The organism is Bacillus jepli, assembly GCF_047238305.1.
GTDB lineage: Bacteria > Bacillota > Bacilli > Bacillales > Bacillaceae_L > Ferdinandcohnia.
Map to the genome: position 1 here is coordinate 3,464,251 of NZ_JBDFMO010000001.1, position 14,584 is coordinate 3,478,834.

A 14,584-nucleotide genomic window follows, 5' to 3' on the forward strand; every position below is an offset into this window, starting at 1 on the left:
ATTAACGATAGAACGTGCAAAGGAAGATGTAGGTATGTCACACGAATATGTCATTGGTCTCGATCTTGGGACAACTAGTGCAAAAGCAGTAATCTTTACCTTAAATGGTAAGGTAGTTGCAGAAGCAGAGGATCTAGTTACCTCTTACTACCCGAAGCAAGGATGGGTTGAGCAAGACCCTGATGAAATTGAGCGATCCGCTGTAAAAGCAATCAATATGGCCATTCAACAAGCGCAAGTAAATAAAGAAGATATCATAAGCTTAGGGATTTCAGCTGCTATGCATTCTATCATATGTATGGCGGATAATGGCGAAGCTCTTTCTCAAGCACTAATTTGGGCTGACGGTAGAAGCACCAAACAAGCAAATGAACTTATGGAATCAGATGGACTTGAAATTTTTTCTAGAACTGGTATGCCAATTCATCCAATGTCACCATTAGCAAAGCTCATTTGGATGAAGGAAATTGACTATATTCCTTATACCCAATCAAGCTATTTCTTATCAATTAAAGAATATTTACTTTTAAAATGGTTTAATCAACGGGTAATTGATTATTCAATGGCATCTGCTACAGGAATGTTTAACGGAAAAACATTTCAATGGGATCCTAAAGTGCTTAATAAAGCGGGAATCACAGAGGACATGCTTTCAAAAATTGTCCCACCAACTTATCAATTAACCGACATTAATCCAACAATTGCAGATGAAATGGGCATCTCAAGTGAAATGCCATTTATCATCGGAGCAGCGGATGGTCAGTTTGCTAACTTAGGAATTGGAGCGATTTCTCCAGGTGAAGTGGCTGTAACAGCTGGCACAAGTGGAGCCATCCGCCAATTTACGAAAGGATTCCAATCAAATACAAAGCATGAAACTTTTTGTTATGCTTTTACTGATGAACATTTTATTGTTGGCGGTCCTACAAACAATGGGGGTATAGCCCTCCAATGGTTAAAAGAGCTACTTAATTACCAGGAAAGCTTTGATCATTTTACTGCCGAAGCTAAAAAAGTTGGACCTGGTGCTGAAGGCTTATTTTTCCATCCATATATAAATGGGGAACGCGCTCCATTATGGAACCAACAAGCTCGTGGTAACTTCTTTGGAATGTCTGTTACCCATAAAACGGAGCACTTTGTTCGTGCCGTATTAGAGGGAATTACTTTTAATCTATACCAAATCGGGCAAGCGTTAGAAAAACAAGCCGGAGAAACTGAAAAGCTTTATGTGAACGGTGGATTGGCGCGTTCACCATTGTGGCTTCAAATGCTTGCTGATGTGTTTGGTAAAGAAGTTTATGTCCCAGAGACCCATCATAGTGCAGCATGGGGGGCAGCTTGGACAGCATTAGTAGGCATCGGTAAAGTGAATTCCTTTGAAGAGATCAAGAATAATATCCCAATGGGAGAGCCCGTTATACCGAATAAAGAAAACCATGAGAAATACAAAGCAATATACGCAAAATACGAAGCAATTGGAAAAGATATTATCAAACATTTTTAAAAAAATTCAGCGTCAGTTTGTTGCTGACGCTGTAGCTATCCATCGATTCTAAAGTCGATTAAGGTGTGTGAACCATGGTAGAGGAAATTTTAAAGCAAGTAAAACAAGGAACATTAACTATTGAGGATGCAAAAAAACAATTAGCAACCTACGAAAATTTAGGATTTGCCAAAATCGATCATCATCGAAAAAATAGACAAGGTTTCCCAGAAATTGTTTTTGGTGAGGGGAAGACGAAGGAACAAATTCTATCGATCATAAATGTAATAAAGGAACGCGGAGACAATGTTCTTGTTACACGAATTTCAAAGGAAAAGGCTGACTTTATTTTACAATCAAACTCTGAATTTGTGTACAATGAAACAGCTCAAGTTCTATATTGGAAAGATGTTACACGAGATAATAAACAAAGGAACGGCTATATAGCGATAGTATGTGCGGGTACCTCAGACTTACGTGTTGCTGAAGAAGCAGCTATTACAGCAGAAGTATTAGGTAGTAACATTCGTCGCTTCTACGACGTCGGGGTGGCTGGCATCCATCGTTTATTTGATAATATTGAAGAAATCCGAAATGCAAATGTTTCAGTAGTTGTCGCAGGTATGGAGGGTGCTTTACCAAGTGTGGTTGGCGGTCTTGTTTCCCATCCAATTATTGCAGTCCCAACAAGTATTGGATATGGGGCCAATTTTCAAGGTTTATCAGCCTTGCTAACGATGCTTAATTCCTGTGCGTCTGGAATCAGTGTAGTGAACATCGACAACGGTTTCGGCGGTGCTTATAATGCGGTCTTAATTGATCAACTTGCACAAAAAGGAGAACTAGATTAAATGAAAACACTGTATTTTGATTGTTTTTCAGGGATTAGTGGGGATATGGTAATTGGCGCTTTACTTGACGCAGGTGGAGACCCACAAAAACTTGTTGAGGAATTAAAGAAACTTCATTTTGAGGATGAATACGAATTAACATGGAAAAAGGTCGTGAAAAACGGAATCACATCAACGAAATTTGATGTCATTTTAAAAAATGAAATCAAATTGCACACACATCATCATGATCACGACCACGATGACCATGTGGACCAACATCATCATGTTCATGACCACCATCATGAACATACTCACTACCACGAACACGAACATATACATACACATGAACATAGCCATGAGCATCACCACGGTCATGGACACGATCATCACAGCCATGAGCATGACCATCATCACCATCATTCACATCGCGCGTATAAAGATATTGTGAAGATGATTGAGGAATCTGAATTGGCTCCTGAAGTAAAGGAAGTATCACTAAAGATTTTCAAGAAAATTGGGGAAGCAGAAGGCCTAATCCATGGGCTTCCATTAGAAAAAGTGCATTTTCATGAAGTTGGTGCGGTTGATTCAATAATTGATATTGTAGGAACTGCTATTTTACTACAACAATTAGAAATCAACTCGGTTAAATCGTCATCTGTACCAGTTGGAACAGGAAAAATCCATATTGATCATGGAATTTATCCTGTTCCTGCACCTGCTACCCTTGAAATTTTAAAAGGGGTACCAATTGAACAAAGTGATATCCGTTTTGAACTCACTACACCAACTGGAGCCGGAATTATATCCGTACTTACAGATGAATTTTGCAGTTTTCCTTCCATGAAGGTAGCAGCAATAGGCTACGGAGCTGGCACAAAAACGTTTAAAGATCGCCCAAATGTTCTTCGAGTCATTATTGGAGAATAAATGATTTTTTGTCCTCACCAAGGAGTGGGGACTTTTCATTTTTTATTATCCCTTGATTGACACAAGTATTATTACGCAGTATAATTATCTTGAATTAAAGATATATTACTTTAAGATATTTTGTAAATAGTAATTTAACATCGCTTGGAAAAACTAAAATACATGTAACTATATTGGAGGCATAAATGATGAACGGATTAAAAGGTATACACCATGTCACTGCGATCACTAGCAGTGCAGAAAAAAACTATGAATTTTTCACCTATGTACTAGGTATGCGACTCGTAAAGAAAACAGTAAACCAAGATGATATTCAAACATATCACTTGTTTTTCGCAGACGATACGGGTAGTCCAGGTACAGATATGACCTTCTTTGATTTTCCAGGAATCCCGAAAGGAATTCATGGGACAAATGAGATCTCAAAAACATCTTTCCGCGTTCCAACTGATGCTGCGATCGATTATTGGGTAAAACGTTTTGATCGACTCAATGTTAAACACTTTGGTGCAAAAGAGCAATTCGGGGTAAAAACATTATCATTCGTTGATTTTGATGATCAACAATATCAATTAGTTTCTGACGAAAATAACAAAGGTGTTCCATCAGGAACTCCATGGCAAAAAGGGCCCATCCCATTAGAATATGCCATCACTGGTTTAGGTCCATTATTTGTACGAACTGCGCATTTTGACTTCTTTAAGGAAATGCTCGAAAAAGTGTTACACTTTAAAGAAATTGCAGCAGAAGGCTCAATGCACTTATTTGAAGTAGGTGAGGGAGGAAATGGAGCGCGAGTTGTCGTTGAAAACAACACGGTTCTTCCACCATCACAACAAGGATTCGGAACAGTTCACCACGCTGCTTTTCGAGTAGAGGATAAATCTGTTCTTAATGAGTGGGACAAACATTTACGCGGATTCGGCTTCCAAACGTCTGGCTTTGTTGACCGATTCTTCTTCGGTTCCCTTTATTCAAGAGTGGCACCTGGAATTCTATTTGAGTTTGCTACAGATGGTCCAGGATTTATGGGAGATGAACCATACGAAACACTTGGTGAAAAATTATCTTTACCACCATTCTTGGAGTCAAAACGTGAAGCTATTGAGAGCTATGTCCGACCTATTGATACCGTTAGAAGTACAAAGGAATTTGTAAAAGAATAATCTGATTTAAGGATGTCCCATATTTAAATGGGGCATTTTTTTTAGGTGTAAAATAATTGGTTGCTTGTAAAATCAAACATTTACCAATTGCCTATTGTACATAGGCCAAAAGGCGTAAAACCACGCTTTTTCCGCGTTAATTTTTTCCATCATGAATGACCATGGAAGTATTTTATCGAATTCAATCGAAATTTGTCTTATTTCATTGTATAATTATCTGTTGTAAGATATAAAGCTTGGAAAGGATGATGTCCAATGATGGAATGGGCGTTAGTCATATTATTTGGGGTAGCTGCGGTATTGCTTATTTTATCCTATACACTTACGAAAAAAGCTAAAAAGGCCGAACAGCGAGAGCTTGAATTATATTCAGTAAGTTTTATGGAAGAAATAAATAAGCTACAACAGCAAATGAGAAACCTTGAATTAGACAATGAAATTCTTGCAAACCAGGCAGGGATTGACACAACTAATAAGGAACAACGTGAGTTACTTCGTGATGCGCTTGATTTATATAAAAGAGGCTATTCCGTAAAAAGCATTGCGACTGAGAAAGAGTTAAGTGAAATCGAGGTCCAAGGTTTACTATCTCCTTTTATGAAACAAACAGAAGGGAGAAAAGTAGCAAATGACCGCTAAAACATTAACTAGCTTCGCTTCTGGACTTTTACTTGCTGCAGTGGTTTGCGCGGTTGTTTACTTTTTCGGACCAACACAAGCAACAACTACAAAGGCAGGAGAAAAACCAACAGTTGAAGAGCTTAAAAGCCTTCTAACTGAAGAAGGTTATGTTGTCCATACAGAAGAAGAATGGAATCAAGCAATTGCTGAAGCGAAGAATCCAGTTGAAAAAGCCCAAGAACAACCTAAAGAGGAAGTAAAAGAAGAGGTAAAAGAAGAACCTAAAGAACAGCCTAAAGAAGAACCTGCAGAACCAGAGGTCAAAAAAACTGTGATTACTGTCTCTGAAGGTATGACAAGCTATGAAGTCGGAAAAGCGCTTATTTCAGCTCAAATCATTAGTGGAGATGCTTGGGATTTTGCTAACCTAGTTGAGAAAAAAGGTGTAGCTAAATATTTAAAGCTTGGCACATTTGAAATTAACAGCAATATGACAACAGACGAAATCATTTCAACAATTTTTAAGAAAAAATAAACCTACAGAAAAGACCAAAACCACTAATATGGGATTTGGTCTTTTTCATTTCTGTGAAACTTTTTTTGTGAAACAAGAAAAATCGAGCGGTGACATGCACGAAAATGTAGGCATTTCACACAAAAAGGAGACAATTGTTATCATTTTCGCTGTGCTTACATATTATAGAATATAAATTAATAAAAATTATTAATTTATTATTTGACCTCAATTGACTATAATGTGTTTTATAGATATGATTTCTGTCAAGAATGAATGTGAAGTAAATAAGCTAATGGGGTGATACGAAATGTATACCAATAAAGCAATTCAGGTTCTTGACCGTATGCGTTTATCAAATGGTGCTTATACAGCAAGTTTATCAAATGATTATAGCTATGTGTGGATTCGAGATATCGTATATACTGTTCTTCCATTTATCAATGAACCGTCTGATAGATATGTAAATGCCTATCATGCTTTATTTGATATGTTTAGGACGTATGAGTGGAAAATTGATATCCATCGGAAAAAGAAACCAATCTACTTGTTCGAATACATCCATTCACGGTATTCTACCGACCTTAAGGAGATGCCAGTCGAATGGGGGCATGCCCAAAATGATGCAATCGGTGCATTTTTATGGGGCGTTGGTGAAGGCTACCGCTTAGGTCAAAAAGTAATTCGTGATAAAAAGGATATTGAAATCGTCCAAAAGCTCGTTGATTATTTAGAATGCCTTCAATATTGGCAAGCAAAGGACAATGGCATGTGGGAAGAGAATATGGAAGTTCATGCTTCAAGTATTGGTGCCTGTGTAGCAGGACTTAATGCTGTAAAAATCCTTGTTAATGTTAAAGAAGACTTAATTAAAAAGGGAGAAATTGCCCTCAGAAATCTTTTACCCCGTGAAAGCGAAACAAAAGAAACTGATTTAGCATTGCTATCCCTTGTATTCCCGTACCGAGTCGTTGACCGTGATCATGCGCTTAAGATTGTTGAAACCGTTTCCTCGAGATTGGAGCGTTCGTACGGCGTGATTCGCTATGAAAATGATCAGTATTATAATGAAGGAAGTGAGGCTGAATGGTGCTTCGGTTTCCCATGGCTTGGCCTTTGCTACCTCGAACTAGGACAATTCCACAAAGCAAGTGAATATATAGAAAAAACAAAACGGATTGTGCCAGATAATTGGGAGGTTCCTGAGCTTTATGTGGGTGGAACCAATAAACCAAATGGTAACACTCCATTGGCATGGTCAGTTGCGATGTCCTATATTTTCCTCACGAAAATGGAGGATCTCGCACAACAAAAGATATCTTAAAAGCTGCTTATGCGGCTTTTTTTTTGGAGCGTTTTACGTGCCACACAAAGCCTAAAAATTATTCTAAGATAACAAAATCCTCGAAAACACAGATTTTTTTACATTATTTCACAATATCAAATTTCTTCATAAAAAAGTAAAAATCTCACATAAATTAACAATTTATTGTAAACGTTTTCATATTTTGTGTAAAAAATATTCTACCTAAAATAATAATTTTTTAACTATTCTACCTTATTTGACAAAACAAAACATTATTCGCCAAAGGAATAATTCTCCCTCACCACGAATTAAATTAATAAAGAGAGAAAGTTATTACCAAACGAAGGTCTTATCATTTTTTATTTAAATTTATAACAAATGTCATAAATTTTCGGTATTACTTTCTTTCTATTAACATATATCAAAAGGAGGATATGGTAGTGAATTCTACGCTAGAAAATGAAGCTGAACTTTTTCCAAGTGAGTTCGACCTGTATTTATTTCACGAAGGGACACTAATAGAAGGTTATAACATGCTTGGAGCACATGTGATGTCCCATAAAGGGATAGACGGTGTGCGTTTTTCTGTATGGGCACCACATGCTAAGTCCGTGGCTGTTGTTGGGGATTTTAATAACTGGAATGGCAATGCTAATCCCCTCGAACTGATTCCAAACTCTGGTGTATGGGTAGGATTTATTCCACGTTTAAAAGAGGGTGACCTTTACAAATACGAAATCACTACGGCAAACAATGAAAAGTTATTAAAAGCTGATCCATACGCATTCTATTCTGAAGTAAGACCGAACACTGCATCCATTATAACCAGACTCAACCAATATAATTGGAATGATAAGAAATGGCTAAAAAATCGTGAGAAAGCAGATTCTTACAATACCCCAATGGTAATTTACGAATTGCATACTGGTTCTTGGAAAAAGAAAGAAGATGGCACTTTTTATACATACCGTGAACTAGCGGATGAAGTCATTGACTATGTTCTGGACCATGGATTTACTCATATTGAATTAATGCCGATCATGGAACATCCATTTGACCTATCATGGGGCTACCAAATAACGGGTTTCTTTTCTGTAACTAGCAGACATGGTAGTCCATTAGACTTCATGTATTTTGTGGACCAATGCCATCAAAAAGGCATAGGTGTCATACTTGATTGGGTTCCCGTTCATTTCTGCCGCGATAGCCACGGCCTTGGAAGATTTGATGGAACCCCTCTTTATGAGCATACCGAAACAAAGCGTGCCGACAGACCATTATGGGGAACGTACAGCTTTGATTTTACAAAACCAGAGATTCATAGTTTCTTACTTTCTAATCTTGCTTTTTGGATGGATGTGTACCATATTGATGGCTTTCGAATTGACGCCGTTTCTTCATTAATTTACCTCAATCACGACAATCCGCAACAAGAAAAGCTATTTAATCAATTTGGCGGGGAAGAAAATCTTGAAGCAATCGATTTTATTAAAAAAGCAAATGAAGCTATTTTTAAAAGATATCCGGGAGTATTGATGATTGCAGAAGAGGCGACAGATTATCCTCTTGTGACTGCTCCCACCTCAGTAGGTGGATTAGGCTTTAATTATAAATGGAATATGGGATGGGTAAACGATGTCCTTAAATACATGCAACTACACCCTTCCGATAGACGTTATCACCATAATTTATTAACTTTTTCCTTCTTCTATGCGTTTTCAGAAAACTTTATTTTACCATTTTCACATGATGATGTTGTTCACGGTAAGAAGTCCCTTTTAGATAAAATGCCAGGCGACTACTGGCAAAAGTTTGCGAATTTGCGATTATTATACGGATACTTAATGACCCATCCTGGAAAAAAACTTCTTTTCATGGGTGGAGAATTTGGCCAATTTTCCGAATGGAAAGAGCTTGAAGAACTAGACTGGATGCTTCTAGACTATGATTCTCACGCTAAGCTTCAATCCTATTTTAAAGAGCTCCAACATTTTTATCGCATGAATTTAAGTCTATGGAGACTTGATCATGAACAAGAGGGCTTCGAATGGATTGACCCTGATAACCATGATCAATCTGTCATTACATTCATAAGGCATGGAAAGCGCAAGGGTGATTACTCGATCATCGTTTGCAACTTTTCTTCAGAAGTCTATGAAAATTATCGTATTGGCGTCCCATCAACTGGGAGTTATATAGAAATGTTTAATAGTGATTCAGTTGAATTTGGAGGTTCTGGTCAGATAAACACTGCTGCTATAACAGTCGAAAAGACGCCAGCACATAATCAGCCATACAGCATGACTATAAAAGTTCCACCATTAGCAATAAGTATCTTTAGAAAAGAGACAAAAAAGAGAAAAAGAGGTGTCGTCAAAAAATGAGGTCAAAGAAATGGATTGCAGTTGTTTTAGCAGGCGGTCAAGGGTCAAGATTAGGAGAATTAACAACAACCCTTGCCAAACCCGCTGTTCCATTTGGTGGAAAATACCGAATTATTGATTTTCCTTTAAGTAATTGTACTCATTCTGGTATTGATACTGTTGGTGTCATTACTCAATATCGCCCACATGTGCTCAATAATTATGTAAGCAATGGGCGTCCTTGGGATTTAGACCGGAACAATGGGGGAGTAACAGTCCTTCCGCCTTATCTTGGAAAGAATGGTGGGGATTGGTATAAAGGAACAGCAAATGCAGTCTACCAAAATATTCATTATATCGAGCAATATGATCCAGAATACGTGCTTATATTATCTGGTGACCATATATACAAAATGGATTATAGTAAGATGCTTCGCTTCCACCTTGAAAAAGATGCTGCTGCCACAATTGCAGTCATTGAAGTTCCGTGGGCCGAAGCAAGTCGCTTTGGAATCATGAATACAAATGATGAAAAGAAAATTGTTGAATTTGACGAAAAACCTGCCAATCCTAAAAGCAATCTCGCCTCAATGGGGATTTACTTGTTCAAATGGAAGTTACTAAAACAATATTTAATCGAAGATGAAGGAAATAATCATTCTTCCAATGATTTTGGGAAAGACATTATTCCTAAATTACTAGCCGAAAATAATCAGTTATACGCCTATAAGTTTGATAGCTATTGGAAGGATGTAGGAACCATTGAGAGCCTATGGGAAGCACATATGGACTTATTAGATGATGATGCTCCTGGCTTTGATTTACATGATCCAAGTTGGCCATTTTTTACTGGGATTGCGACTCATCCACCACAATATATATCACCAACCGCGGAAATATCTCAGTCATTAATCAACGAAGGTTGCATTGTGCAAGGAGCGGTTGACCACTCCGTTCTCTCATACAACGTACAGGTTGGAGAGAATTCGATTATTCGCGACTCGGTCATCATGCCGAATGTTCAAATCGGCAAAAATGTGACCATTCACAAAGCCATTATCGCTAGTGACTTATGCATTCCTGATGGAGCATATATTGGTTCAGATGCCCCAAATGCGACCATTACGTTAATTGGAGATGAAAGCACGGTACGACCCTTAACCGTAAGTAAATAAATATCACATGAGGAGCGATTGGGATTGGAACGAGTAATTGGTGTTATAAACTTAGTAAATGATAAACAGTATTTAAAAGAATTAACCCAGCATCGTTGTTTGGCAGCTGTACCATTCGGTGGAAGATATCGACTAATTGATTTTACAATGTCAAATTTTATTAATGCCCAAGTCAAAAAGGTTGGCGTATTCACAAAGGATAAATATCGTTCCATTATGGATCATCTCGGAAATGGAAAAGAGTGGGACCTCGACCGAAGAAATGGAGGATTGTTTATTCTACCTCCAATCCACCCGGATAAAAGCATAGTTGGTGATGTCCAGCAATTTTATGATCACCTTGAATTTTTCAAGCGATCCCATGAGGACACTGTGATTTTATCTCCAGGTCATCATGTTTATAAAATTAATTTTAATGATGTCATCAAAAGTCATCGAGAAAGTGGTGCAGAGATTACAGTCGTTTATAAGGATTATGATGGAGAGCCTGTCGATAAACCCATCTATCATAAATGCATTCTGGATGCTGATGACAAAGTGAAAAACCTAGAACTTTATACAACTCCAAAACAGGGAGATCCTGTTTGTACGGAAACCTTTGTTTTTTCAAAGAAAATGTTAATTGAACTTATTACGAAGTGCTATGAAAATGGGGAATACGATTTTATTCGAGATGTGGTTAAAGCGAATTTACAACATCTTAAAGTAAACAGCTATCATTTTAAAGGTTATATGCCATTTATTCATTCAATTTCAAGCTATTATAAAACGAATATGGAATTCTTAAATCCACAGGTAACAAAGGAATTTTTCTTTGACAATTGGGAGATCTACACGAAAACAAAACATGAACCTCCCGTTAAATATGCTACAACCTCAAATGTCAGTAATTCGTTGATTGCAAACGGTAGTGATATTGAAGGAACGGTTGAAAATAGTATTATTTTCCGAGGGGTAAAAATTCGTAAAGGGGCTACTGTCAAAAATTCCATTATCATGCAAAAAAGCGTCATTGACGAAGGTACCTATCTTGAAAATGTGATAACAGATAAACAAGTAAATGTCACATCTGAAAAAGTAATTATTGGAGAACTTGCTCCAACTGTCATAAAAAAAGCGGAGATTATTTAATGGGGGAAGGTCATGAACATATTATTCGCAGCATCAGAGTGCGCTCCATTTATTAAAACAGGCGGACTAGGGGATGTAATAGGGGCTTTACCAAATGCTCTACAACAGGAAGGAATTCATGTAAATGTAATCCTTCCGAAATATGGTGATTTAGCCGATAAATACAAGGATCAGCTTGTATTAGAGAGAATTATTGAGGTGCCATTAGGATGGCGGAAACAGTATTGTGGCATTGAAAAATTAGTTCATAACGGCATTAGCTATTATTTTTTAGATAATGAGTATTATTTTAAACGGTATGGAAGCTATGGTTTTTATGATGATGGAGAGCGGTTTGCCTTTTTCTCTAGAGCGGTGTTGGAAGCAATCCCCTATCTAGATAGAAAGCCAGATATCATTCATTGTCATGATTGGCAAGCAGGACCAATTCCACTCTTGTTACACGCGCATTATTCAACCCATCCTGATTATCAGGGGATTAAAACGGTATTTACCATTCATAATTTGCGCTATCAAGGAGTTTTTCCGAAATCCGTTTTAGGTGAACTACTAGATGTAAGTGAACGCTATTTTCATATCGATGGTGTCGAGTTTTTTGGGAATGTCAGTTATATGAAGGCTGGGTTAGCTTTTGCTGACGCAATTACAACCGTAAGTCCAACCTATGCAAATGAAATTCAAACAGCTTATTACGGGGAGCAGCTGGATGGATTTTTACGAAAACGAAATGGTGACTTGCAAGGGATTGTAAATGGGATCGATGTTGAAAATTATAATCCCACTTCTGACAAAGCATTGTTTCACTTTTATAATTCGTATGATGGAAAAATGGAAAATAAACGAGCATTACAGGAGCATCTTGGACTTCCCGTAAAGGAAGAAGTCCCTGTCATCTCCATGATTACTCGTCTTGTTGAACAAAAGGGTATTGATCTTGTTATGCATGTATTTGAAGAAATCATAAGCCAAAATGTACAGTTTATTCTACTTGGGACAGGGGAAAGCCATTATGAGGATGCCTTTCGTGAATTAGCATACCGATATCCAACAAAAGTTTCAGCGAATATCTTTTTTGATGAGGCACTTTCCAGAAAAGTTTATGCAGGTTCCGATTTGTTTTTAATGCCATCACAATTTGAACCGTGTGGAATCGGTCAATTACTTGCCTTTCGCTACGGTACACTGCCACTTGTAAGAGAGACAGGCGGACTAAAGGATACGGTCCAACCATACAATGAATTTACCGGTCATGGTAATGGCTTTAGCTTCACCAATTACAATGCACATGACATGTTATTTACAATCGAACGTGCAATCTGGTTATATCGTTTTCAGCCAAAGAAATGGAAAGAGTTATCAGAAAAAGCATTAGAGCTTGATTATAGTTGGAAAGCATCATCAACGGAATATATAAAATTGTATGAAGAACTACAATTTGCAATCGTATAAGTTAAAAACGTTAGGGCTTTGTGACCCTAACGTTTTTTAGCGTTTTCGACTCAATTGAGCAAGTGCAATTCTTCTTAAGGATGAACTACTAAAATCTGTTGCATTCCTTTTTCTCATTCGTTCACGTATGGGATTGTCATTCATTAAGTTATGCTGGTAACCATCGTTGTTTTCCATCATGGGGATCCCTCCTTAAAGTTTTAATATCCCCAATTATGGAATTTTTAAATTAACGGATAGTGATGCTCATAACGAGGGTTATAGTAATAGGGCGGCCTGACTCCAATTTGAGGAAGTTCATAGCTCTGGTTTAAATAATGTACTTGAACACGTTCTTTGGATTCATTCATGAGTAAGAATTTCACTTCCGGATTGTAATAATAGCGCATCAGTTTAACCTCCTTGGTGGTTCGTTGTTAGTCTATTCAGGTTCTCTAAAAGTTGAGCCCGTCTCTTTTTATCACTGTTCCGCGCTACCTTCATAGACTAAAGCAAATTGATTTTTCAGGAGGTTACCTATGTCTAGCTATAGAATGAATCAAAATTACCCCATGCATCCGAATTATGGAAAAATTACAGAGTACAAGGATGTTGCCTTGACAGTACCTGAGCAGCGACAATATCGCCAGCCTGGTGTTGAAGGCCTAATGGTACCACAGCCTATTATTGAAAATCCACAGTATAAAGGAAGCGGAAAGCTAAAAGGGAAAGTGGTATTAATCACTGGTGGAGATAGCGGAATTGGTGCTGCTTGTGCAATTGCTTTTGCAAAAGAGGGAGCAGATGTGGCGATTTCGTATTTAGATGAGCACGAGGATGCAAATCGAACAAAAGCAAGGATTGAGGAGGTTGGTCGGCGTTGTTTGCTTTTACCTGGGGACTTACGAGAAAAGCAAACATGTGTAGATATTGTTGAAAAAACAGTCCAATCCTTTGGTAAGCTTGATATTCTAGTGAACCATGTTGGCATTCAATTCCAACAACTCAGTCTGCTTGATATTTCGGATGAGCAGTTTGATGAGACGTTTAAAGTCAATGTCTATTCCCATTTTTATACCATCAGAGCTGCATTAAAGCATTTAAAAGCAGGAAGCTCGATCGTTAATACAGCTTCTGTTGTGGCCTACTACGGAAATGACCAACTGATTGATTATTCGATGACGAAAGCAGCAATTGTTGGATTTACTCGAGCACTTGCTAACAATCTTGTGAAAAAAGGGATACGAGTTAACGCTGTTGCACCAGGCCGGGTTTGGACACCACTCATTCCATCAAGTTTCTCTCCAGACCAAGTCACGCTGGCAGGAAATCCAATGGATAGACAAGGACAGCCTTTTGAGCTAGCTCCAGCCTATGTATATCTGGCTTCTGATGATTCCCGCTTTGTTACCGGTCAAACGATTCATGTGAACGGTGGGCAAATTACTTCATCCTAAAAAAAGTGATTCTCAGCGAATCACTTTTTGACATTATTTTTGTTTATTTATCGGAACATTTTGCGGACGTTTTGGGTGTCCAACTTTGTGTTCATCATCAGGACCTGTTAAGGTATTCCGTTTATCTAACACTTTACCGGTAAATTCAACTGGATTACGATTGGCCATGTTTTT

At 37.8% G+C, this 14,584-nt stretch carries 15 protein-coding genes; 12 read left to right on the forward strand and 3 right to left on the reverse strand.

Annotated features, from left to right (window positions below; all coding sequences use genetic code 11):
• The first annotated feature begins 34 nt into the window (after nucleotides 1-34).
• From ABC371_RS17760 to glgA, 11 genes are all read left to right on the forward strand, one after another.
• Nucleotides 35-1,507, forward strand: a complete 1,473-nt coding sequence (locus tag ABC371_RS17760; RefSeq protein WP_412898011.1) for a gluconokinase — start codon at nucleotides 35-37, stop codon at nucleotides 1,505-1,507.
• Nucleotides 1,508-1,581: 74 nt separating this feature from the next.
• The gene (gene larB / locus ABC371_RS17765; RefSeq protein ID WP_412898012.1) at nucleotides 1,582-2,337 is read left to right on the forward strand and encodes a nickel pincer cofactor biosynthesis protein LarB; all 756 of its coding nucleotides are present in this window, start codon (nucleotides 1,582-1,584) and stop codon (nucleotides 2,335-2,337) included.
• On the forward strand, nucleotides 2,338-3,249 hold the full coding sequence (gene larC, locus ABC371_RS17770) for a nickel pincer cofactor biosynthesis protein LarC (RefSeq protein ID WP_412898013.1): 912 nt from the start codon (nucleotides 2,338-2,340) through the stop codon (nucleotides 3,247-3,249).
• Nucleotides 3,250-3,437: 188 nt separating this feature from the next.
• Nucleotides 3,438-4,415, forward strand: a complete 978-nt coding sequence (locus ABC371_RS17775) for a ring-cleaving dioxygenase (RefSeq protein WP_412899385.1) — start codon at nucleotides 3,438-3,440, stop codon at nucleotides 4,413-4,415.
• Between the two features lie 255 nt (nucleotides 4,416-4,670).
• Nucleotides 4,671-5,054: a hypothetical protein gene (locus ABC371_RS17780; RefSeq protein ID WP_412898014.1), complete on the forward strand. Its 384-nt coding sequence runs from the start codon at nucleotides 4,671-4,673 to the stop codon at nucleotides 5,052-5,054.
• Nucleotides 5,044-5,571, forward strand: a complete 528-nt coding sequence (locus tag ABC371_RS17785; protein WP_412898015.1) for a hypothetical protein — start codon at nucleotides 5,044-5,046, stop codon at nucleotides 5,569-5,571. Before ABC371_RS17780 ends, ABC371_RS17785 begins: the two co-directional genes overlap by 11 nt.
• 289 nt (nucleotides 5,572-5,860) lie before the next feature.
• A complete protein-coding gene (locus ABC371_RS17790) occupies nucleotides 5,861-6,874 on the forward strand; it encodes a glycoside hydrolase family 15 protein (protein WP_412898016.1) in 1,014 nt (337 codons plus the stop codon).
• Nucleotides 6,875-7,296: 422 nt separating this feature from the next.
• Entirely contained in the window at nucleotides 7,297-9,240 is a 1,944-nt protein-coding gene (gene glgB, locus ABC371_RS17795; RefSeq protein ID WP_412898017.1) for a 1,4-alpha-glucan branching protein GlgB, read from the forward strand.
• A complete protein-coding gene (locus ABC371_RS17800) occupies nucleotides 9,237-10,394 on the forward strand; it encodes a glucose-1-phosphate adenylyltransferase (RefSeq protein WP_412898018.1) in 1,158 nt (385 codons plus the stop codon). The genes glgB and ABC371_RS17800 overlap by 4 nt, the downstream gene beginning before the upstream one ends.
• A gap of 24 nt (nucleotides 10,395-10,418) precedes the next feature.
• Complete coding sequence (glgD, locus tag ABC371_RS17805; RefSeq protein WP_412898019.1) at nucleotides 10,419-11,525, forward strand: glucose-1-phosphate adenylyltransferase subunit GlgD; 1,107 nt, start codon at nucleotides 10,419-10,421, stop codon at nucleotides 11,523-11,525.
• 12 nt (nucleotides 11,526-11,537) lie between these two features.
• Nucleotides 11,538-12,974, forward strand: coding sequence for a glycogen synthase GlgA (gene glgA, locus ABC371_RS17810; protein ID WP_412898020.1), 1,437 nt, complete (start codon nucleotides 11,538-11,540; stop codon nucleotides 12,972-12,974).
• 36 nt (nucleotides 12,975-13,010) lie between these two features.
• Here the strand turns inward: glgA and ABC371_RS17815 are convergent, their stop codons facing one another.
• Nucleotides 13,011-13,154, reverse strand: a complete 144-nt coding sequence (locus tag ABC371_RS17815) for a hypothetical protein (protein ID WP_412898021.1) — start codon at nucleotides 13,152-13,154, stop codon at nucleotides 13,011-13,013.
• A 44-nt stretch (nucleotides 13,155-13,198) separates the two neighbouring features.
• A complete protein-coding gene (locus ABC371_RS17820; RefSeq protein ID WP_412898022.1) occupies nucleotides 13,199-13,363 on the reverse strand; it encodes a hypothetical protein in 165 nt (54 codons plus the stop codon).
• A 129-nt stretch (nucleotides 13,364-13,492) separates the two neighbouring features.
• On the opposite strand from ABC371_RS17820, the gene ABC371_RS17825 reads away from it, so the two are divergent.
• Nucleotides 13,493-14,410, forward strand: a complete 918-nt coding sequence (locus ABC371_RS17825; RefSeq protein WP_412898023.1) for an SDR family oxidoreductase — start codon at nucleotides 13,493-13,495, stop codon at nucleotides 14,408-14,410.
• A 33-nt stretch (nucleotides 14,411-14,443) separates the two neighbouring features.
• Here ABC371_RS17825 and ABC371_RS17830 read toward each other — a convergent pair whose 3' ends face one another.
• Complete coding sequence (locus ABC371_RS17830; protein ID WP_412898024.1) at nucleotides 14,444-14,578, reverse strand: hypothetical protein; 135 nt, start codon at nucleotides 14,576-14,578, stop codon at nucleotides 14,444-14,446.
• Between the last annotated feature and the right edge of the window lie 6 nt (nucleotides 14,579-14,584).

Coding starts and splice junctions, on each gene's coding strand:
- ABC371_RS17800 (WP_412898018.1), top strand. CDS start 9,237: ATGAGGTCAAAGAAATGGATTGCAGTTGTTTTAGCAGGCGGTCAAGGG.
- ABC371_RS17785 (WP_412898015.1), top strand. CDS start 5,044: ATGACCGCTAAAACATTAACTAGCTTCGCTTCTGGACTTTTACTTGCT.
- ABC371_RS17830 (WP_412898024.1), bottom strand. CDS start 14,578: ATGGCCAATCGTAATCCAGTTGAATTTACCGGTAAAGTGTTAGATAAA.
- ABC371_RS17775 (WP_412899385.1), top strand. CDS start 3,438: ATGAACGGATTAAAAGGTATACACCATGTCACTGCGATCACTAGCAGT.
- larC (WP_412898013.1), top strand. CDS start 2,338: ATGAAAACACTGTATTTTGATTGTTTTTCAGGGATTAGTGGGGATATG.
- glgA (WP_412898020.1), top strand. CDS start 11,538: ATGAACATATTATTCGCAGCATCAGAGTGCGCTCCATTTATTAAAACA.
- ABC371_RS17815 (WP_412898021.1), bottom strand. CDS start 13,154: ATGATGGAAAACAACGATGGTTACCAGCATAACTTAATGAATGACAAT.
- ABC371_RS17825 (WP_412898023.1), top strand. CDS start 13,493: ATGTCTAGCTATAGAATGAATCAAAATTACCCCATGCATCCGAATTAT.
- ABC371_RS17780 (WP_412898014.1), top strand. CDS start 4,671: ATGATGGAATGGGCGTTAGTCATATTATTTGGGGTAGCTGCGGTATTG.
- ABC371_RS17820 (WP_412898022.1), bottom strand. CDS start 13,363: ATGCGCTATTATTACAATCCGGAAGTGAAATTCTTACTCATGAATGAA.
- ABC371_RS17790 (WP_412898016.1), top strand. CDS start 5,861: ATGTATACCAATAAAGCAATTCAGGTTCTTGACCGTATGCGTTTATCA.
- ABC371_RS17760 (WP_412898011.1), top strand. CDS start 35: ATGTCACACGAATATGTCATTGGTCTCGATCTTGGGACAACTAGTGCA.
- larB (WP_412898012.1), top strand. CDS start 1,582: ATGGTAGAGGAAATTTTAAAGCAAGTAAAACAAGGAACATTAACTATT.